Raw genomic sequence first — 20,075 nt, 5'->3', positions numbered from 1 at the left:
GGCTTGGAMGTCAGGTCAGACTGACAGTTTCGGTAAAAAGATTGAGATGCCTCTCCATCCGACCCGATCATGGAGCGGTCGCGCGCCGACTTCGAAGAGAAGCCAGACCCCTGGCGGGCACTCATCATCTCCGGCGCATCGAAGCCGTTTACGCATCAGCCGTCAACACCACGACCAACGCCGCGCATGGTATGCCACGGTGAGGATCCCTTTGCTTGACAAACCCAGCCCCAAAAGAGAAGCCCGCCAGAAGGGCGGGCCTTTTTTGCGGGTGGATATGCTGAGGCGCGACGCCTGCGTGGGCGCTTGGCGACGCCCTTCGGGCGCGCTGGGCGCGACGCCCTTCGGGCGCGCTAGGATCAGGCGGCGCTGCGTGTTTCCGAGATGACTTCGACGATGTCGTTGACGACGGCCTCGACCAGTTGCGGGTCGTCGCCCTCGGCCATGACGCGGATCAGCGGCTCGGTGCCGGATGGCCGGATGACCAACCGCCCGGCCTTGCCCAGGCGGTGACGGGCGTCCTCGATGGCTGCCTTGACGGGCGCTTCCTCGAGGGGCTTGCCGCCGGAAATATGGACGTTCTTTAGAAGCTGCGGCACCGGTTCGAATTTCTTCGACAGCTCGCTGACCGGCCGACCCTGCCGTTTGATGCAGGCCAGCACCTGCAGCGCCGAAACGAGGCCGTCGCCGGTGGTCGAGAAATCCGACAGCACGATATGGCCCGACTGTTCGCCGCCGACATTGAGCCCATGCGCGCGCATATGCTCCACGACATAGCGGTCGCCGACCTTGGTGCGGTGCAATTGCAGCTTCATGTCGCCGAGGAAACGTTCGAGGCCGAGATTGGACATGACCGTCGACACGACGCCGCCGCCGGCAAGCCGCCCGCTCTGGTGCCAGGATTCGGCGATTAGCGCCATGATCTGATCGCCATCGACGATCGCCCCGTTCTCATCGACAATGACCACACGGTCGGCATCGCCGTCGAGCGCGATGCCGATGTCGGCGCGCACTTCGTGCACTTTCTTCTGCAGACCCGCGGGATGGGTCGAACCGCATTCCTTGTTGATGTTGAAGCCGTTGGGTTCGACATTGATGGCGACGACTTCGGCACCCAGTTCCCACAGTGCCTCGGGCGCCACCTTGTAGGCGGCGCCATTGGCGCAGTCGACGACGATCCTGAGGCCCGAAAGCGACATCGAGCGCGGCAAGGTGCGTTTGGCGAATTCGATGTAGCGGTCATGCACGCCGTCGACGCGCTTGGCGCGGCCAAGCCCGTCTGAATCCGCGAGCGTCAGTTCGATGTCCTTGTCGAGCATGCCCTCGATGCGCTCTTCGATCTCGTCGGAGAGCTTGTAGCCGTCGGGGCCGAACAGCTTGATGCCGTTGTCGTAGTAGGGATTGTGCGAGGCCGAGATCATGACGCCGATATCGGCACGCAGCGAACGCACCAGCATGGCGACGGCTGGCGTCGGGATCGGGCCGAGGAGGAACACGTCCATGCCGGCTGCGCACAGGCCGGACACCATCGCATTCTCGATCATGTAACCCGAAAGCCTGGTATCCTTGCCGAGCACGACGCGATGACGATGACTGCCGCGCTGGAACGAGAGGCCGGCGGCCATGCCGACCCGCATCGCGATTTCAGCGGTCATCGGAAATTTGTTGGCGCGCCCGCGAATGCCGTCCGTGCCGAAATAATTCCCTGCCATGCTTACCAGATTCCTCGACAGTTCTTTGCCGGCACGTCATGCCACAATTGGCCAGGGCGCCATGATCACATTGTGTGATTGTATGTTACCAATCCTTAGAAAATCATTGTTGTGCACTGCACACAGCATGACTGCAACCCAATTGCTGAGACTGCCACGCTGCACTATACCAGTCATGCGAGCATTTCAGCGCGGATGCACCTGGAAAAATCTTGCTCGCAATCCAGCAACAGGCAACAATTTCATCACCTTATCGGGAGGAGCCAGCTTTGGGCGGTATATACGCCACTTAGCATCTGGCGCAACCGACCGTTGAGCGTTATTGATTTGCAGGGACGTATCATGGGCTGCTGCAACGGAGAAACGCTATGCTCATCCACCGACTTGCCACTTTGACCGGCCTCGCCGTCGCGACCTTGTTCCTGGCTTCGCCAGCCAACGCGCTGACGATGGCCGAGTGCAGCACGAAGTATAACGCCGCCAAGGACGCGGGGACACTCGCCGGAGCGACCTGGAACCAGTTCCGCAAGGCGCAATGCGGCACCGATGCCGCCGCGACAACCGATACCAAGCCAGCCGACACCAAGAAGGCAGCTGAAACGAAGCCGGCCAAGGCAGCCAAGACGACCACCGCCGCGGCAACCGACAGCACCGCCAAGGGCCTGACGGCAAAGGAATGCAGCGCCAAGTACCAGGCGGCGAAGGCTGCCGGCACCCTGAACGGCATGAAGTGGAACGACTTCCGCAAGGCCGAGTGCGCCGCCGGCGCATCAGCCGCCGCCGACACCAAGCCGGCAACCACCAAGGCTGCCGCGGCTCCCGCCGACAGCAAGGGTCTAACCATGGCCGAATGCAGCACCAAGTATCAGGCTGCCAAGACGGCCAACACGCTGAAAGGCATGAAGTGGAACGACTTCCGCAAGACCGAATGCGGTGCCGCCGCGTCGGATGACGACACGGTGCCGGCTCCGAGTGAGGCAAACTACACCAAAGAGCCGGCAAAGCCGACGACGGCTGCACCGAAGGGCGTCACTTTCCCGTCGGCTATCTCGCCGAAATACGCCAGCGAGACCCCCGGAAAGGGCCGCATGCATACCTGTCTCGACCAGTACTATGCCCTCAAGGACGCGAACGCGCTTGGCGGCCTCAAGTGGATCCAGAAGGGCGGCGGCTTCTACAGCCTCTGCAACGCCAAGCTGAAGACCTGAGCGCCATATAGCCAGACAAACACAAAGGCCCGCGAGGCATCAGCTTCGCGGGCCTTTTGTTGCGTTCAAACAGTCTCAATCGACCTGTTCTGTGACTGCAGAAGCTCGACCAGGCTGGTGAGATCGGCGCTAGCCTTGCCGGCCGCCACGCCGCGCTTCATCAGGCCTTGCATCGGCAGCATGAGTTCGGTGCTGATGCCTGCGGCCTTGCTGGCATCGATCAGATTGACATAGGCCTCGGCCTGCATGCCGAGATTGGAGGCGACATTGCTGGTGTGGTCGCCGGCGTCGATCTGCTCGGCCCATTTTGGCAACCCACCTTGCATCGCTTGCAGCCATGACGTCAGCAGCGGCATGAATACACCGGCTGGAATTCCCGCCGATCCCGTCAGCGCCAGCGCTTGGATCACACCCCCGAACAGGCCATACATGCCCGCCAGCAGCGCGATATCGTGAAGCGGCGCCAGGCCGGCATCTTCGCCCAGATATTTGCTGGTGCCGAGCGCATCGAGTTGTTCCGAGTGCATGTCGAACCCCTGCTTGGAGCCGCTGTAGAGGACTAGGGCGTGCCGCCCGCCGATCATCGGCGGCACCGCCATGATGCCGCCATCGACATAGTTGGCGCCGTGCGTGAGGGCCCACTGCGACATCGCCCGCGCCTGCTCGGGCGTGCCGTTGGTGAGATTGACCAGTGTGCGGCCAGACAGCGCTTCCCGCGCGGGAGCAAGGGCCTCGTGGACCGTGTCGTAGACGAGAAGACACACCACGATCAGCGGGCTCGACCTGACGGCCTCCTCGACGCTGGCAGCCACGACAGCACCCTTGGCCGCCAAAGCGTGCGCCTTTGCTGGAGAACGGTTCCACACGGTCACCACATGGCCTTTGTCGAGGAAGGCCTCGGTGAGAGCCGTGCCCATGGCGCCAAGGCCGATTACGGTCATATCGCTCATCTTGTGTCTCTCCGTGGTTCGGGTTTGCCAGGTCACACCGGCAAGGGGCTCAGGTCCTGGCCAAGTCCGCCATCGACGGTCAGTCGCGCGCCTGTGGTGAAGGTTGCGTCGAAAGCCAGGAACAGCACCGCATGCGCCACCTCATCGATGGTGCCGTGACGCCTCATAGGCGTGACCGCGTCGCCAATCGCCATGAAGGCCGCCCGCTCCTCGGCGGAAGCGCTCGCCACGCCCATTGTCGGCGTATCGATGAAGCCGGGGCTGACCACATTCACGCGGATCCGGCGCGGCAGGAGCTCGGCGGCGAGGACCTTGGCGAAAGCGCGAAGTGCTGCCTTCGACCCGGAATAGACGCTCATTCCGCCGTTGCCGGATTCATCGGCGATCGATGAGGTGAAGACGATCGCACCACCATCCTTGATCAGCGGCAACAGGCGCTGTGCGGTGAAGAAGGCGCCTTTCGTGTTGACGCTGAAGATGCGGTCGTAGCTGTCCTCGGTGACCCGCTCCACCGGCTCGAGATTGGCAACCCCGGCATTGATGTGAAGGAAGTCGATCTGGCCGAGCTTCTGGCCCACTTCGGCCCCGAGCGTGACGATATCGGCCATGTCGCCGATGTCCGACTGCACGACATGGGCGCGCGAAAACAACTTCGCGCGGGCGGCTTCGATGTTGCGGTGATCGCGGCCGGTGACCAGCACGTTGGCGCCGCCTTCGACCAGCGCCTCCGCCACGGCAAGCCCCATGCCGTGCGTTCCGCCGATCACCACGGCCTTCTTGTTTGCGTATCGTGTCATGATCCATCCCTTTCGCCAAAATTCGACCACCGACGGCCTTTGCAGGCCGAAGCAAGGTACCGATATGTTGTTGTGCTGTTTGCCGGTGCCGGCGATCTGGTTTGAAGTTATGGACCGGCTTGGTTTTTCTCAAGTACCGACAAAAATGTAAGCCACCCACCGATTGCTCAGAATTGGATGAAATATGGGAAAGAAACAGCCAGATAGTTGCGGATTGGGACCGGCGCTGGAGGTGATCGGCGGCAAATGGAAAGCTTTGCTACTCTGGCAGATCCACAAGGCGCCGGCGCGCTTCGGTGAACTGAAGCGCCTGGTGCCCGACATCAGTGAAAAGATGCTGATCCAGCAGCTGCGCGAAATGGAGGCCGACGGCATCGTCCACCGCGAGGTCTTCCCCGAAGATCCGCCCCGGGTCGAATACTCGATCACCGAATTCGGTATCGAGCTGGACAATGCCCTGATCCCGCTCGCCAGATGGGGCAAGCAACATGCCGGCCGGTCCGACGGGCAAGGCCACGGCAAGGCAAGCGCGCTCGCGCCGCACGGCCTGTGACCAACGCCGAACAGCAAAACGCCGCGGGTTGAAGCCGCGGCGTTTGTTTCTCAAAAATCAGTGGCCCCTGTCAGCTTGACGGCTGCGGTTCCATGCCGCCTTCGGGCTCCGGCCCCTTCTTGCGCCGGCCACCGGACTTCGGCACCGCCGACCCACGGCTGGGCGGCGTGTCGTCGCCAAGGTCGCGCGAAGGCTTCTGCCCGGCGATCAACTGCTTGATCTCTTCGCCCGACAGCGTCTCGTATTCGAGCAGCCCTTCCGCCAGTGCAATCCATTCCTTCTTCTTCTTGGTCAGGATGGATTTTGCCGTCGAATAGGCCTCGTCGATCAGGCGGCGCACTTCGGCGTCGATGATCTGCGCGGTCTCTTCCGAGACGTTTTGCGTACGCGCCACCGAATGGCCGAGGAACACTTCCTCCTGGTTGTCGCCATAGGCGACGTGGCCGAGCTTGTCGGAAAAGCCCCAGCGCGTGACCATGGCGCGCGCCAGCTTGGTCGCCTGCTCGATGTCCGAGGAGGCGCCCGAGGTGATGTTTTCCTTGCCGAACTTGAACTCCTCGGCGACACGGCCGCCCATCATGATGGCGAGCCGCGAGATCATGTATTTGTAGCTCATCGAGTAGCGGTCGCCTTCCGGCAACTGCATGACCATGCCGAGCGCCCGGCCACGCGGGATGATGGTGGCCTTGTGCAGCGGATCGGCCGACGGCACGTTGAGCGCCAGGATGGCGTGGCCGGCCTCGTGATAGGCGGTCAGCGCCTTCTCGGCCTGGGTCATCGCCGACGAGCGACGCTCGGCGCCCATCATGATCTTGTCCTTGGCGTCCTCGAACTCGGCCATCGTCACCAGGCGCTTGTTGCGCCGAGCGGCCATCAGCGCCGATTCGTTGACGAGGTTCATCAGGTCGGCGCCGGAGAAGCCCGGCGTACCGCGAGCGACGACCTTGAGGTCGACATTCGGTGCCAGAGGCACGTTGCGCACATGCACCTTGAGGATCTTTTCGCGGCCGACGATGTCGGGGTTCGGCACCACCACCTGGCGGTCGAAGCGGCCCGGCCGCAACAGCGCTGGGTCGAGCACGTCGGGCCGGTTGGTGGCGGCGATCAGGATGATGCTTTCGTTGGACTCGAAGCCGTCCATCTCGACCAGCAGCTGGTTCAGCGTCTGCTCGCGCTCGTCATTGCCGCCGCCGAGACCGGCGCCGCGATGGCGGCCGACGGCATCGATTTCGTCGATGAAGATGATGCAGGGCGCGTTCTTCTTGGCCTGGTCGAACATGTCGCGGACGCGGCTGGCGCCGACGCCGACGAACATCTCGACGAAGTCCGAACCGGAGATGGTGAAGAACGGCACATTGGCTTCGCCGGCAACCGAGCGGGCGAGCAGCGTCTTGCCGGTTCCCGGAGGGCCGACAAGCAGCACGCCGCGCGGAATCTTGCCGCCGAGCCGCTGGAACTTCTGCGGATCGCGCAGGAACTCGACGATCTCTTCCAGGTCTTCCTTGGCTTCATCGACGCCGGCAACATCCTGGAAGGTGACGCGGCCATGCGCCTCAGTCAACAGCTTGGCCTTCGACTTGCCGAACCCCATGGCTCGTCCGGAGCCGGACTGCATCTGGCGCATGAAGAATATCCAGACGCCGAGGATGAGGATCATCGGCAGCCACGAAATCAGATAGCCGAACAGCGAATTGGAACCGTCGCTCTCAGGCCGCGCATTGATGGTGACGTTCTTGTCCTGCAGCCGCGAGACCAGCGACGGATCGCCGGGCGAATAGGTCTGGAAGCCGCTGGCATTGTCGGTGTAGGTGCCGGTGATGCGAGCGCCCGCAATGGTCACCGTCTTGACCCGGCCCGCCGCGACGTCCTGCAGGAACTGCGAATAAGGCACATCGCTGGAAGCCCCTCGCGTCTGCGGCGTCTGGAACAGATTGAACAGGGCGATGAGCAAGACCGCTATGATCGCCCAGAGCGCGAGGTTGCGATAGTTCGGATTCATCAATTGTCCCGTTGGCGTCCGCGCGTCGGACACACGTCATGAGAGGAAACTTGCGCCTAACATAGGGAGAGCGCCTCCCCTTGCCAAGCAGAACAGCAGGTCTGGGTTAAGCTTTCGCCCAACATCGTCAGGCACTGTGGCCACTGAAAGGCAAGGCGGGAAGCGGGGCCGCGCCAATCAGCCTGGCGACGGCCCGCGCCGGTGCCAGGTCGAAGGACGGCAGGAAGCGGGCAAAGGGGGCAACGGCCGGCCGTGCCTCGACCACAGCAGGGGCCCGGATGCTCCCCGGCAAACCCAAGCATTCACCGGCTCGCCATAGCGCCGGCTCGGCGGCGAGCGCGGCGCGCATCAGGCTTGGCGGGGTTTGCCCCTCGCCGATCGGCGGCCGCTTTGCTGCTGCGCCGAACGGGGCGATCAACAATGCGCCGCTGCTGTCGTTCAATGTGATGCGCCGGCGGCCATCCCAGAGGGTGCCCTCGGTGACTGCGGCGGCGGGCGGCAGGCCGCGCGCCTCGCGGTGCAGGAAGATGCCGGCGCGCCGGGAATCGACCACCGTCCGCGACAATGTGGCGCAAAGAAATCCGGCCTTCAGCCGGCCAAACAGCGCCTCGCTGCGGGCCTGGTCCGGCAGAAAGGCAATCCCGCCGGTCGTGGCCAGCAGAAGGCGCAGTGCGTAGACGGCCGCCTGCTCCTCCCCGGCGTTCAGCAAGCCAGGATCAAGACGAATGAGCGCGGCCGCCGGCTGGGTCGCGAAACGGTGGATCAGGTCAGCGGCAGCCAGGCCAAGCTGCCGGCGCGCGTTGCCCTCATGCGCGGCCAGCGCCAGCGCATCGTCGATGCGCTGCACGCCGTCGCCGTCGGCGAGCCTAGCGCGCAGGCGCGGCCGCTCGAAAGCCTCGTCGACATTGGTCGGGTCATCGGCCCAGTCGACATGTTGCCGCCGCAGGACGTCGCGCAACGCCGCGCGTCGCGTGCCGAGAAGCGGCCGCACGATCCAGCTGCGCCAGTCATACAAGGTGGCCGGCGCCATGCCGGCAAGCCCGCGGCCCGCCGTGTCGGCATGGCTCCCGCCCTCATCACGGACCTGCCGCATCAATACCGTTTCCGCCTGGTCGTCGGCGGTATGGCCGGTCAGGATCAGGCCGATGCCTTGCGCCAGTGCCGCCTCGGCCAGCAGCCGGTAACGCGCTTCCCGGGCCGCGGCGGGCAGACCGGTCAACGGCTTGGGGCCGGACCATTTCAGGATGCGATGCGCAATTGCGTGCGTGGCGCACAGCTTCGCCATCCCCTGCGCTTCCGCTGCCGAACCGGGCCGCAAATCGTGGTCGATCGTCACTGCCAGCAGCTTCGTTGCCGGCGCAGTGCGGTCGAGATGGTGTTTGAGAAGGAGGAGCAGGGCGGTCGAGTCGCTGCCGCCGGACACGGCCGCAACGGCGCCGCTGGTAAAATCGATATGCGAAAAAAGGCTCTTCGAGAGGTCAGGCTCGATATCGAGCATCAATGCATGTCGCCCAAAGATGGTCCCGGTTTCGGGGCAACGACATGCACGGAAAGGATCAGCACGCCGCCAGCGCCTTTTCCTGCTTGACGCGTTCCTTGAGCGCGCCGGAGATGTCGGGGTAGCGCTTGCCGATCTCGCTGAAGGTGGCGCAGGCCACGTCATGCTGCTTCAGGCCGACCAGCGACACGCCGAGCTTCAACAACATGTCGGGAGCTTTCTTGGCCTTGGGATAGTCCTTGCTGGCGGAGAGGAAAGTCTCGGCCGCGTCGCGATATTTCTGCTGGCCGAGCAAAGACTCGCCAAGCCAGTAATGCGCATCCGCCGCCTTCGCATCCTTGGGGAAGCGGGAGATGTGATCGCGAAAACCCTGCTCGGCGGTGCTGTAGTCGCCCGAGAGGATGAACTGATAGGAGTTGCGGTAGAGTTCCTCGGGGTCGTTGGTGGCGGGCAATGCCGCCACCACCGTGCCGTCGGACTTGCCGGCCTTGGCCGGAGCGCCGCTGGCTGGCGCGGTGTCCTGCACCGGCGCGGTCGCCTGGGTGCTGCCGCCGGCATCGATGACATTGCCGTTCTTGTCGACAGTGATGGTGCCGAAAGTCTTTTCCGGCGCTCCCGTTCCTGGAATCACCTTGCCGGGGTCGCCATTGGGCGATTCGACGATGACCTCCTGGCCGGCGGCGGGCGCGGTGCCCGCATCGGCCGGCGCCTGCGTTGCCGGAGCCGCTGCCACATCGGTGTTGGTATCCGTCGTGGTGGCGTCCGATTTCTTCTGTGCCGGCGGCTGCCCGCCTTGCGTGCCGCCTTCAAGCTGCTGGAAGCGGAACTCGTTGTCTTCCTGCTGCTTGCGGATCTGCTCCTGCATCTGCAGGACCTGGAAATTGAGTTCCTCGATCTTGCCGTTCATCTGCCGCAGCTGCTCTTCCAGCCCGGTCACGGCGGTACCGTCGGACTGCACCAGCTGAACCTGATCCGGTTTCTTCTTCTGGCCGAAAATGCCGGGCAATTCGATGCTGGGCAGATGGAAGGAAAAGCCGCTGTCGGTCGATTGCCCTGTGCCCGCCAGAGCCGTGACGCCTGATAGGAGCAACAGCGCAAGGGTGCCGCTTAGAACCGATCTCAAATGCATGTGCCTCTCGCCGTGATTTCGTTAGCTTGTTCGCGCCTTCCAATCAGAGTGGGACCAGCCAAGCGCCCTCGGCTCATAGCAGGAGCCGAGACTTCGGCCAAATTTTGTTTCGGGCATCCGGATATGAAAAAGGCGGCCCTGGGGCCGCCTTTCGCAAGGGTGTGTGGCATTTTTGCCGCTAGACCGTAGCGCCTCCTTGACGCTCGGGTCGGCAGCACGAAGGCTCAGGAACCGGCGCCGCTGAGCGTGGTGACCGCGCGGCGATTCTGCGACCAGCAGGAGATGTCGTCGCACACCGCGACCGGACGCTCCTTGCCGTAGGAAATCGTCTTCAGGCGGCTCGCCGAAACGCCCTTTGCGACGAGGAAGTCGCGGGTGGCGGCGGCGCGGCGGGCGCCGAGCGCCAGATTGTACTCGCGCGTGCCGCGCTCATCGGCATGGCCTTCGATGACGATGGCATACTGCTTGTACTGGTTCAGCCACTGCGCCTGGCGCGAAAGCGTCGTCTGCGCATCGGCACGGATCGAGGTCGAGTCCGTATCGAAGAAGATGCGGTCGCCGATGTTGACGGTAAAGTCCTTCGCCGAGCCGGGCGTTGCCGCGCCGGCGCCGTTGAGGCCAAGGTCGGCGGCATTGTTAGGCGTCTTCTTCGAGGCGCAACCGGCGATGGCGAGCATCGCCACCAGCGCGATCATGACCGGATTTCTGGTAAGTGCTGCGATACGGCCCATGCCGCCTCTCCTTCGCATTTCGAGTGATTTCGTTGATCACCCAGTAACCACGTTTGGGTTAACCGGCATTCAAGAAACACGGTTAAAATTTGGTTTAGACTGCCCGTCCGCAGCCGTTTGGCAAAGCCACATTTCGCGCGGACCGTAGGCGTAAATGCGGCCAAAACGCGACCGTGACGTGAAAAGAGGCCCTGTTGGGCCTCTTTCAGCAGTGCCGCGCGGGATGCTGGAGCAAGGCATGCTCAAGCCCAGCATTATTCCAGCAACGGCGACCAAGCCGGGTCCGAAGCAAAATTCGTCGTCGGGATCGACTGTTCATTGCGGCCGGTGAGGTCGACCGAGACCAGCTTCGGTCCGCCGGCGGAATCCCGGAAGAACATCAGCACGCGGCCGTTCGGCGCCCAGGTCGGCCCTTCCTGCTGGAAACCGGACGACAGGATCCGCTCGCCCGAGCCATCGGTCTTCATGACGCCGATCTGGAATTCGCCGCCTGTCTGTTTGGTGAAGGCGATGAGATCGCCGCGCGGCGACCACACCGGCGTCGAATAGACGCCGTCGCCGAAGGAGATGCGGTTCTGGCCCGAGCCATCGGCGCCCATCACATAGATCTGGGCGCGCCCGCCGCGATCGGAGGTGAACACCACCTGGCTGCCGTCGGGCGAATAGGACGGCGACGTGTCGATGGCGGTCGAATTGGTCAGCCGCGTCGTCGAACGGCTCCGCAAGTCCATGGCGAAGATATTGGAATTGCCGTCGTCGCGCAGCAGGCTCATGATCACCTTCTGGCCGTCGGGTGAAAAGCGCGGCGCAAAGGTCATGCCCGGAAAATTGCCCACCAGTTCGCGCTGGCCGGTCTCGATCTGCAGCAGGTAGACCCGCGGCTGACCGCTTTCATAGGACATGTAGGTGATTTCCTGGCGGTTCGGCGAGAAGCGCGGCGTCAGCACGATCGACTTGCCGTCGGAGAGATAGCGGACGTTGGCACCGTCCTGATCCATGATGGCGAGGCGCTTCTTGCGCGCGTTCTTGGCGCCGGATTCGTCGATGAAGACGACGCGGGTGTCGAAATACCCCTTCTCGCCAGTCAGGCGTTCGTAGATCGCGTCGGCGATGATGTGGGCGACGCGCCTCGTATTGGCGTCGTTGGCAAAGAACTGCTCGCCGGACATCTGCTGGCCGGCAAAGGTGTCCCACAGCCGGTACTGGGCGCGAATGCGGCCGTCAGCCTCCTTGCCGACGCTGCCGGTGACCAGGGCCTGCGCATTGATCACTTTCCAGTCGTCGAAGCGCGGTGCTGCATCCGGATTGGAGATCTTCTCGATAAAGGCACTCTTGTCGATCGGCGCGAACAGTCCCGAGCGCTTCAGATCGGCGGTGACGATTTCGGAGATCTGGGCGCCAAGCGCGTCGCCGCCCTGGAAATCGGTGATGGCGATCGGCAGCGGTTCGACATTGCCCTTGTTGACGTTGAGCTCGACGAGCGCCAGGGCCGGCAACGTGCCGGCAGCAGTCATGCCCATCGCCATAGCTGCGATCATCAGGAGCGGCTTGAGGATTGATTTCATGTCTTCTCGCTTCTCGTACTGATTTTCGGATACTCGGGCCTACAGGCCCAGCATCTCCCTTGGATCGAAGGTGACGCGGACGTCGGCCCAGATGTCCTGCTTGCCCGCGGGGACCTGCAGGCCGGTGACATCGCATTTTTGCACGGCGCGAACGGCACTTTCGTCGAACTGGCGGTTTCCGCTCGACTTTTCGACATTCGGGCGGCCATCCAGCTTGCCGGAGGCGTCCAGGTTGAAGCGGACGACGACGACGAAGTTTTCCGAACCTTCAAGGCCAACCGGAAGGGTCCAGCAGCCGCCGAGCTGGCTTTCAAGGGCGCCCATTTCCGATTTCGACAGCTTCTGGCCCTGATCCTTGTCGCCGCCGAGCGAGGCCTGCTGGGTCGAGCGCTTGGCGCCGCCGCCGGACGGCTTCTGCTTGTCGAGGAGAGCCGAGATTTCGTCGGCGTTGAACTGCTTGTCTTCGGACTTCGGCTTCGACGAGGCTTCCTTGACCGGCTTGTCGGCATCCTTGCGTTCCGGCGCCTTGGCGCTTTCGGCCTGCGCCGGCTGCGGCTTCGGCCGCGCTTCCGGCGCGGGCGCCGAATTCGGCAGTTGCGTCTCTTCGGTGGGCGGATCCTTGGCTATGGCTTCGGCGACAGCGTCAGGCTTGACCTCGGGCGTCGGATCGATGGCCGCGGTCTTGTCCTGCGGCGGCGGGGTCGGCGCCGGCTTGGCCGGCGTCGGCTTGGGGTCCGCCTGCTTGACCGGCTCGGGCTTCACCTCTTCCTTGGGCGTCGGCGCCGGCGCCACTTCCGTTGCCGGAATGGGCTTCGGCTTTTCCTGCGGCTTGGGCACGTCCTCGGGCTTCGGCTTTTCGATCGGGGTCGGCGCCGGCGGCGGAGCCGATGTCATGTCGACCGGCTTCGGCTTGGCCTCCGGCGTTACCGGCTTGTCGGTGTCGACGCTGTTCTCGCCGACCTTCTGCGATACCGGCACGATGTCCGGGCGCTGGGTCGGCACAGGGGCCGGCTTTTCATGCATCACGGCCTTCTTGTCGCCCTGCAATGTCTGCGCGATGGCTTCCATCGGCACGATGTCGACCGCGACCGACTCGACATCGGCGGACGGGAGTGCGGCCGGCGCCGACAGCGTGAACAGGCCGAAGGCCAGCACCGCCGTATGCAAGATCACCGATGTGGTGAGGCCGGTCTTCATCTCGCGTCTATTGATCCTGTTCCTGCAGTGAAACCAGGCCGATATTCTTGTAGCCAGCGGCCGAAATGCGGGCCATCACCTTCATCGCCGTGCCATAGTCGGTGGTCTTGTCGCCACGGATGAAGATGCGCTCTTCATAGCCGGTCTTCGAGATCGCCTGCAGCTTGGCCACCAGTTCCTCGATCGGGATCTCGGTTTCCTGCAGATAGATCTGGCCGGCGGCGTTGATCGAGACGGTGATCGGCTGCGTGTCGGCGTTCATCGCCTTGGCCTGCGTGTCCGGCAGGTCGATCGGCACGCCGACCGTCAGCATCGGTGCCGCGACCATGAAGATGATCAGCAGCACCAGCATCACGTCGACCATCGGCGTGACGTTGATCTCAGACATCAGTGCATGGTGACGGCCGCGCCGCCTGTGGCCGCGCCCACCGCGTCCTCCCATGCCAACGGACATACCCATCAGTTACTCCTCAGGCCTTGGGGGCCACTTTTTCATCGATTTGGCGCGAGAGTATGGCGGAGAACTCGTCGGAGAACCCTTCCATGCGCACCGCTATCTTGCTCGCGTCGGACGACAGTTTGTTGTAGGCGATGACGGCGGGGATGGCGGCGAGCAGGCCGATGGCCGTCGCCAGCAGCGCTTCGGCAATGCCGGGCGCGACCACCGCGAGACTGGTGTTCTTGGAGCCGGCGATCGCCTGGAACGAGGTCATGATGCCGATGACCGTACCGAACAGGCCGATGAAGGGTGCCGCTGAGCCGGTGGTGGCGAGGAAACCGAGGCGCCCCTCCAGCTTTTCCATCTCGCGGGTCAACGCCAGGTCCATCGCCTTGTCGATGCGGGTTTGCAGGCCGAGCGGCGACTTGGCGCCTTTCTCGAAGCTTTTCTTCCACTCTCGCATCGCCGCCACGAAAATGGCGCCCATGCCGGTGGTCTTGCGGTCGGCGAGCGTGCGGTAAAGTTCCTCCAGCGACTGCCCGGACCAGAACACCTGCTCGAACCGGTTGAGTGACAGCCGCATGCGGGCATAGGCAACCAACTTGTCGACGATGATTGCCCAGGTCCAGACCGACGCGCAGAGCAAACCGATCATGACCAGCTTGACCACCCAGCTGGCCTGCATGAACAGCGCCCAAATCGACAATTGCGCGCCCGGTTCGGCGAGTGCGATATTTTCCATCGTTACGTCCTTAAGATTTTCCGGGCGAAGCTGGCGGCTGGCCCCTGGCATCCCTTGTGGTCGGTTCGCACGCAGCTACCGTAACAACCCCAAACCGTGCCGTTGGTGGCCTTTTCAGGGCAAATATTGGTGAAAGGAAGGCGCTTGATAACGCCAAACTTCACCAATCTCTTCATGAACCGTTATGGTTAAGGATGGGTTAGTCCATAAGGCGCGGCGCATTGCCGCGTCCCGCCATCGCAAAGAACCGGAGCGGAGCGTACTTGAAGTACGTGAGCACCGGAAGCGCAGGAAACCCCCGTTTGCAGGCCGGCATCACCTGAATATCAGCGCACCCGCGGCATGAACGCCGCCATCCATTCCCTCGGAAAGCGCCTTGGCCTGCCATTCTCGCCGATGATAGCCGCCTCGACCTTGGCCTCGACCAGCACCTCGTCGCCGCGTTTGAGCTGCTGCGCCATGAAGATGCGCGCACCGGAAATGTCCTCGGTGCGGGTCTCGATCGTCAGGATGTCGTCGATGCGGGCGGGGCCGCGAAAATTGATCTCCATGCGACGCACCACCCAGACGATCTTCTCGCCATGCTTGCCGTCGGCGAGCTCGGTGTGGTGCACGCCGGTCAGCCTGAGATAGTCGGAGCGGCCGCGTTCGAAGAATTCGAGATAGCGCGCATGGTAGACGACGCCGGAGAAATCGGTGTCGGCGTAATAGACGCGCGCCATCAGCCGGTGGCCGAATTCCGTCAACGCGCCGGAAAGCCCTGCCAGCAACGCCGCCGATTCACCATGATCGTCCATTGCGCTTCCTTTTTCAGTCCCGACCGGGCACGTGTTTTCCGCGCGACATAGCATCGGATGGCACTGTTGACGGCGATGATCAAGACCTTGATGGCGGCGCTGTTCGTGCTGGTGGCTCTGTCGCTGCCCGGCCAGGCGGCCACCTTCTCGATGAAGCGCGGCCTCAACCTCGACCAGTGGACGACGTGGCCGGGCGAGGACCGGTGGGGCGATGCCAAGGCGATCCTGCCCTATCCGGAATGGCGCAAATTCCTCAAGGACGACGATCTCAAGGCGCTTAAGGAGGCAGGCTTCGATTTCCTGCGCATGCCGGTCGATCCGTCGCCTTTCCTTTCCGGCCAGACCGTGGCCTTGCGCGACGACCTCTATGCCAGCGTGCTGGACTCGGTGCGCATGATCAACCGCGCCGGGCTGAAGGTGATCGTCGACATGCACCTGATCCCGGCCGGCGGTAGCCGCAAGATCGGCATGGCCGAAGTGATGGACGACCCGCGGACCTTCGACGCCTATGTCGACATGGTGCGCGAGATGGCCCGCACTCTGGCCGGCGAAGACCCCGAAAAGGTCGCCTTCGAGCCCATGAACGAGCCGATCGTCGACTGCGACAGTGACGGCACCAGCCTCTGGCCGGAGCGCCAGCGTAAGCTGTTCGCGGCGGCGCGCTCCTCGGCGACGAAACTGACCCTGGTGCTGACCGGCGCCTGTTATTCGGCCGCGACTTCACTGCAGAAGATCGATCCGAAGACGATCCCTGACGACAATGTCATCTGGACCTTCCACTCCTACGATCCGTTCCTGCTCACCCATCAGGGCGCGACCTGGGCCGGCGACTTCATCCCCTATGTGACCGGCCTGCCCTTTCCGCTGACCGCGGTGCCACAGGCACAGCTCGAGGTGACGCTCGACACCATCCGCGCCAGGATCAAGGCCGAGGCACCGTGGACACGGCGGAGCGGCCTGCTTGCCTATCTCGACGAACAGGTCGCCAGCATGGACAGCCCCGACAAGCTGCTCGGCCTGATGGATGCGCCATTCAGACAAGTCGAGGCGTGGGCGAAGGCAAACGGCATCAAGCCGCAGAACGTCACGCTGGGCGAATTCGGCATGATCCGCCAGGAATATGGCAACGCCTATGTGATGCCGGCCGCGTACCGCGCCGCCTATGTCAGGGACATGATCGCACGAGCCGAAGCGCATGGCTTCTCATGGTCGGTGTGGAGCTATGGCGGCGCCTTCGGCATCGTCGATGCCTTCAACGGCGACAGAGCCGAGCCTGAGGTGATGGATGTGATCCGCGCCCTGCATTGACCGCTCAGCCAAGGTCGATCGACAGGATTTCAGGGCGCATCCCGAAACGCACCGGCACAATGCTGAAGCCAAGCCCGCCCGAGACGATCAGATTGCCGTCGTTCTCGACGACATGGCCATAGGCATAGCGATTGCCGAACCGCGACGGCACGACCGGCGAGTAGCCGAACAGCCGTACCTGTCCGCCATGGGTGTGGCCTGACAGGGTCAGCGACACCCGCGACGGTACGGTGGGAAAAATATCGGGTTCATGTGCGAGCAGGATGACCGGCGAGGCATCACTGACTTTGGCGAGCGTGCCGTCAAGATCGTCAAGCCCCTTGAAGCCGGCGCGAGCCCTGGTCGGCAGCAGGGCCAGCTGATCGGCGAGCCCGGCGATCCAGACGCCATGCCCGTCCTTCTCCAGGCGCATGACGTCGTTCTCCAGGACCGGGATGCCGACTTTCTCCAAGGCTTTACGCGCTATGGTCGGGCCGGCGCCGGCCCGCTGCGCGAAGCCATCGCCCCACCAGTCGTGGTTGCCAAGGATCGACAGCACCCCGAGGGGTGCCTCGAGGCCCGACAGCGCCGATGCCCATTGTGACGGCATCACCGGCCCGGTCACCAGGGGCATGCCGGCGATGTAGTCGCCAAGCAGGACGATCAGGTCCGCTTGCTGCGCATTCGCGTCTTCGACAAGCGAAGCGATCCGCTCCGGTGTCATCCACGGCCGGCAGGCATGGATGTCGGCGAGCGCGACGATGCGCAGTTTCAATCCCGCCGGCCAATGCGGCGGGGTCAGCGTGTAGCGCTTCACATGCGTCAGCAGCATCGGTTCGATGCCGACCGCATAGGCGCTGAGCGCGGCGACCGACAGAAACGACCCGCCGACGAAGCGCAGGATCCCGCGTCTGGTTATCATGCTCGGCTCCGGGACAAAATCGCGGCGACAGTCGCCAAGGCCGCGTTAAAGTCCATGATTGCGCCGGCAAACCGGCGAAGCTGAGGAGATTTTGCGCAAGGACGGTCACGGATCCTTGATCGCCGATCCCAGTCCAATCGTCCGGACCGCTACTCTTCCTGGAACAGGTTGATCTGCTGCTGCGCCAGATCCTTCGGCGCATCGAGGCCGAGGTGCCGCCAGGCATTGGCCGTCAGCATCCGGCCGCGCGGCGTGCGTTGGATGAAGCCCTGCTGGATCAGATAGGGCTCGATGATGTCCTCGATGGCGTCGCGCGGCTCGGACAGGCCGGCTGCGATCGTCTCGATGCCGACCGGGCCGCCGCCGAAATTGCGGGCGATCATCGACAGATACCGGCGGTCGAGGGCGTCGAGGCCGAGCGCGTCGACCTCCAGCCGGGTGAGCGCCTCATCGGCAATCTGGCGATCGACATGGCCATCGCCGGCGACCGAGGCGAAATCGCGCACCCGGCGCAGCAGCCGTCCGGCAATGCGGGGCGTACCGCGTGCGCGCCGCGCGATCTCCAGCGCGCCATCGTCGCCGAGCGGCATTTGCAGGATGCGGGCGCCACGCCGGACGATCTGTTCCAGTTCATCGACCGTATAGAAATTCAGTCGTACCGGAATGCCGAATCGGTCGCGCAGCGGATTGGTCAGCAGGCCAAGCCGCGTGGTGGCGGCGACCAGGGTAAAGCGAGCAAGGTCGATCTTGACCGAGCGCGCCGCCGGTCCCTCGCCGATGATCAGGTCGAGCTGGAAATCCTCCATTGCCGGATAGAGGATTTCCTCCACCGCCGGGCTCAGCCGGTGGATCTCGTCGATGAACAGCACGTCGCCTTCTTCGAGATTGGTGAGCAGGGCCGCGAGATCGCCGGCCTTGGCGATGACCGGGCCGGAGGTCGAGCGGAAATTGACGCCGAGCTCGCGCGCCATGATCTGCGCCAGCGTCGTCTTGCCGAGACCCGGCGGCCCGACGAACAGCACATGGTCGAGCGCTTCGTTGCGGCCCTTGGCGGCTTCGATGAACACTTTGAGATTGGCCCGCACCGCCGCCTGGCCGACGAAATCGTCAAGCGTCTGCGGCCGCAAGGTCTGCTCTGCATCCTCGCCGCGTTTTTCGGGCGTAATGAGACGGGGTGACAGGCTCATGGCACCTTCCTTGCACGCGGCAAGGACCTGAACAAGCGACGCCTCACCGCGCCAGTTCCTTCAGGCCGAAACGGATCAGCTTCGGTGCATCGGCATCCTCGCCCGCAGTCTTGAGCGCCGCCGCCACCGCATTGGCGGCTGTGTCGCGCGAATAGCCGAGATTGACCAGCGCCGAGACGGCGTCGGTGATCGGCGCCGGAGCAACGCCTTCGCCGAGTTCCTGCTTCAAGCCGATGGTGCCCGAGGCGGTGCCCGCATAGGCCGGCGCCTTGTTCTTCAACTCGGTGACGATGCGCTCGGCCACCTTCTTGCCGACGCCAGGCGCACGAGAGACCATGGCGATGTCGCGCAGCGCAATGGCGTTGGCGAGATCGGCCGGCGCCAATGTCGACAGGATGGCCAGCGCCACCTTGGCGCCGACGCCTGGCACATTGTTCATCAGCAGCCGGAACCATTCGCGCTCCAGCTGCGACTGGAAGCCGTAGAGCCGCAGCATGTCCTCGCGCACATAGGTCTCGATGAACAGCACCACCGCTTCGCCCGGCGCCGGCAATGCGGCCAGCGTACGCGCCGAGCAATAGGCGACATAGCCGACACCGTGGATATCGACGAGGCAATGATCCTCGTCGATTTCGTCCAGCGTGCCCTTGAGTTTGCCGATCATGCCAGATCTTTCATGGAAGATGGGCCCTCATGGGTACGTTTGAGGAGAGATGATGTCGAGATCCGGGAAGTAACTGCGATAGCGGGCAGCGTCGCGGGTCAGCAGACGATGTCCGGCAACGGTCGCATGGGCTCCGATGAAAAAGTCTGGCAACGTCCGCTCGCGAACCCCGCCAGCACGGCGATAGCGGGAATGCGTAACGCCTGCAAGGAATGCCGCGTCCCAAGGCAGGAACTCACGATCCATCTCAAGCATGTCGACTGCTTTTCGAAGCGCTGTCTCTGTCGCTATCAGCGGCGCGAGCTCGGACCAGATGATCGTATTGATCAGCAAGGCTCCATCGCGGCGACAGGAAACAATCGCCGATGCCGACCATTTTGTCAGCGGTCCGGCCGGTCCCCAGACGTCGATCAGGACATTTGTGTCAATCAACGTCGAGATCTTCACGCGGCCCCCTCAACCAGTCCATGTATTCGTCGGTCGTCATGCCCCCCAGATCCAGAGTCCCCTCCATCCGGTCAAGCACATCACTGAACCTGCGGGATGCCTCTTCCTCGGACAGGTTTTCGTTGACGGCGACAAGACGAGCGCCCTCGTCGGTGGCCACGAACTCCACCTCGGAGCCCGGGCCGATTCCCAGATGGTCTCTTATCTGTTTGGGGATTGTGACTTGCCCCTTGGTGGTCACGCGCATGGTA

At 63.6% G+C, this 20,075-nt stretch carries 20 protein-coding genes; 3 read left to right on the top strand and 17 right to left on the bottom strand.

Annotation, left to right across the window (positions count from 1 at the left end; translation table 11 throughout):
* Window positions 1-359 precede the first annotated feature (359 nt).
* Window positions 360-1,712 (bottom strand): phosphoglucosamine mutase, encoded by a 1,353-nt coding sequence (gene glmM, locus AC1D08_RS15940; RefSeq protein WP_184872352.1) that lies wholly within the window; start codon window positions 1,710-1,712, stop codon window positions 360-362.
* 368 nt (window positions 1,713-2,080) lie between these two features.
* On the opposite strand from glmM, the gene AC1D08_RS15935 reads away from it, so the two are divergent.
* The gene (locus tag AC1D08_RS15935) at window positions 2,081-2,920 is read left to right on the top strand and encodes a hypothetical protein (protein ID WP_457152488.1); all 840 of its coding nucleotides are present in this window, start codon (window positions 2,081-2,083) and stop codon (window positions 2,918-2,920) included.
* Window positions 2,921-2,985: 65 nt separating this feature from the next.
* Here the strand turns inward: AC1D08_RS15935 and AC1D08_RS15930 are convergent, their stop codons facing one another.
* Together AC1D08_RS15930 and AC1D08_RS15925 are read right to left on the bottom strand one after the other, a co-directional pair.
* Window positions 2,986-3,906: an NAD(P)-dependent oxidoreductase gene (locus AC1D08_RS15930; protein WP_477227695.1), complete on the bottom strand. Its 921-nt coding sequence runs from the start codon at window positions 3,904-3,906 to the stop codon at window positions 2,986-2,988.
* The gene (locus AC1D08_RS15925) at window positions 3,903-4,667 is read right to left on the bottom strand and encodes an SDR family oxidoreductase (protein ID WP_457152486.1); all 765 of its coding nucleotides are present in this window, start codon (window positions 4,665-4,667) and stop codon (window positions 3,903-3,905) included. Before AC1D08_RS15925 ends, AC1D08_RS15930 begins: the two co-directional genes overlap by 4 nt.
* Before the next feature lie 184 nt (window positions 4,668-4,851).
* Between AC1D08_RS15925 and AC1D08_RS15920 the strand changes: the two genes are divergently transcribed.
* A complete protein-coding gene (locus AC1D08_RS15920) occupies window positions 4,852-5,220 on the top strand; it encodes a winged helix-turn-helix transcriptional regulator (protein ID WP_477423534.1) in 369 nt (122 codons plus the stop codon).
* A gap of 70 nt (window positions 5,221-5,290) precedes the next feature.
* Here the strand turns inward: AC1D08_RS15920 and ftsH are convergent, their stop codons facing one another.
* From ftsH to ybgC, 9 genes are all read right to left on the bottom strand, one after another.
* Window positions 5,291-7,219: an ATP-dependent zinc metalloprotease FtsH gene (gene ftsH, locus AC1D08_RS15915; RefSeq protein ID WP_095089505.1), complete on the bottom strand. Its 1,929-nt coding sequence runs from the start codon at window positions 7,217-7,219 to the stop codon at window positions 5,291-5,293.
* A 127-nt stretch (window positions 7,220-7,346) separates the two neighbouring features.
* On the bottom strand, window positions 7,347-8,717 hold the full coding sequence (tilS, locus tag AC1D08_RS15910) for a tRNA lysidine(34) synthetase TilS (protein WP_457152491.1): 1,371 nt from the start codon (window positions 8,715-8,717) through the stop codon (window positions 7,347-7,349).
* Between the two features lie 58 nt (window positions 8,718-8,775).
* Complete coding sequence (gene ybgF, locus AC1D08_RS15905; protein ID WP_477423532.1) at window positions 8,776-9,846, bottom strand: tol-pal system protein YbgF; 1,071 nt, start codon at window positions 9,844-9,846, stop codon at window positions 8,776-8,778.
* A gap of 224 nt (window positions 9,847-10,070) precedes the next feature.
* Window positions 10,071-10,577: a peptidoglycan-associated lipoprotein Pal gene (gene pal, locus AC1D08_RS15900; protein WP_095089511.1), complete on the bottom strand. Its 507-nt coding sequence runs from the start codon at window positions 10,575-10,577 to the stop codon at window positions 10,071-10,073.
* Window positions 10,578-10,831: 254 nt separating this feature from the next.
* Window positions 10,832-12,115, bottom strand: a complete 1,284-nt coding sequence (gene tolB, locus AC1D08_RS15895; protein ID WP_245331229.1) for a Tol-Pal system beta propeller repeat protein TolB — start codon at window positions 12,113-12,115, stop codon at window positions 10,832-10,834.
* Window positions 12,116-12,181: 66 nt separating this feature from the next.
* Complete coding sequence (locus AC1D08_RS15890; protein ID WP_095089515.1) at window positions 12,182-13,339, bottom strand: TonB family protein; 1,158 nt, start codon at window positions 13,337-13,339, stop codon at window positions 12,182-12,184.
* Window positions 13,340-13,346: 7 nt separating this feature from the next.
* Entirely contained in the window at window positions 13,347-13,799 is a 453-nt protein-coding gene (tolR, locus tag AC1D08_RS15885; protein WP_457150860.1) for a protein TolR, read from the bottom strand.
* A gap of 10 nt (window positions 13,800-13,809) precedes the next feature.
* Window positions 13,810-14,520 carry a protein TolQ gene (gene tolQ / locus AC1D08_RS15880; protein WP_095089519.1) on the bottom strand — a complete coding sequence of 237 codons (711 nt, stop codon included), beginning with the start codon at window positions 14,518-14,520 and terminating at the stop codon, window positions 13,810-13,812.
* 326 nt (window positions 14,521-14,846) lie between these two features.
* Window positions 14,847-15,317, bottom strand: a complete 471-nt coding sequence (gene ybgC / locus AC1D08_RS15875; protein WP_095089521.1) for a tol-pal system-associated acyl-CoA thioesterase — start codon at window positions 15,315-15,317, stop codon at window positions 14,847-14,849.
* A gap of 57 nt (window positions 15,318-15,374) precedes the next feature.
* On the opposite strand from ybgC, the gene AC1D08_RS15870 reads away from it, so the two are divergent.
* A complete protein-coding gene (locus AC1D08_RS15870; protein ID WP_457150859.1) occupies window positions 15,375-16,625 on the top strand; it encodes a glycoside hydrolase family 5 protein in 1,251 nt (416 codons plus the stop codon).
* A 4-nt stretch (window positions 16,626-16,629) separates the two neighbouring features.
* Here the strand turns inward: AC1D08_RS15870 and AC1D08_RS15865 are convergent, their stop codons facing one another.
* The 5 genes from AC1D08_RS15865 to AC1D08_RS15845 all read right to left on the bottom strand — a co-directional run bounded on the left by AC1D08_RS15865 (window position 16,630) and on the right by AC1D08_RS15845 (window position 20,071).
* Window positions 16,630-17,526 carry a metallophosphoesterase gene (locus AC1D08_RS15865; protein WP_457150858.1) on the bottom strand — a complete coding sequence of 299 codons (897 nt, stop codon included), beginning with the start codon at window positions 17,524-17,526 and terminating at the stop codon, window positions 16,630-16,632.
* Between the two features lie 149 nt (window positions 17,527-17,675).
* A complete protein-coding gene (gene ruvB, locus AC1D08_RS15860; RefSeq protein ID WP_477227687.1) occupies window positions 17,676-18,713 on the bottom strand; it encodes a Holliday junction branch migration DNA helicase RuvB in 1,038 nt (345 codons plus the stop codon).
* A 43-nt stretch (window positions 18,714-18,756) separates the two neighbouring features.
* Entirely contained in the window at window positions 18,757-19,377 is a 621-nt protein-coding gene (gene ruvA / locus AC1D08_RS15855; protein WP_095089529.1) for a Holliday junction branch migration protein RuvA, read from the bottom strand.
* A 27-nt stretch (window positions 19,378-19,404) separates the two neighbouring features.
* Window positions 19,405-19,824 (bottom strand): type II toxin-antitoxin system VapC family toxin, encoded by a 420-nt coding sequence (locus AC1D08_RS15850; RefSeq protein WP_457150856.1) that lies wholly within the window; start codon window positions 19,822-19,824, stop codon window positions 19,405-19,407.
* Window positions 19,802-20,071, bottom strand: a complete 270-nt coding sequence (locus AC1D08_RS15845) for an AbrB/MazE/SpoVT family DNA-binding domain-containing protein (RefSeq protein ID WP_095089533.1) — start codon at window positions 20,069-20,071, stop codon at window positions 19,802-19,804. The genes AC1D08_RS15850 and AC1D08_RS15845 overlap by 23 nt, the downstream gene beginning before the upstream one ends.
* Window positions 20,072-20,075 lie beyond the last annotated feature (4 nt).

Source organism: Mesorhizobium sp. P2_E6 (assembly GCF_056403835.1).
This window is presented reverse-complemented; position numbering and strand designations above follow the sequence as displayed.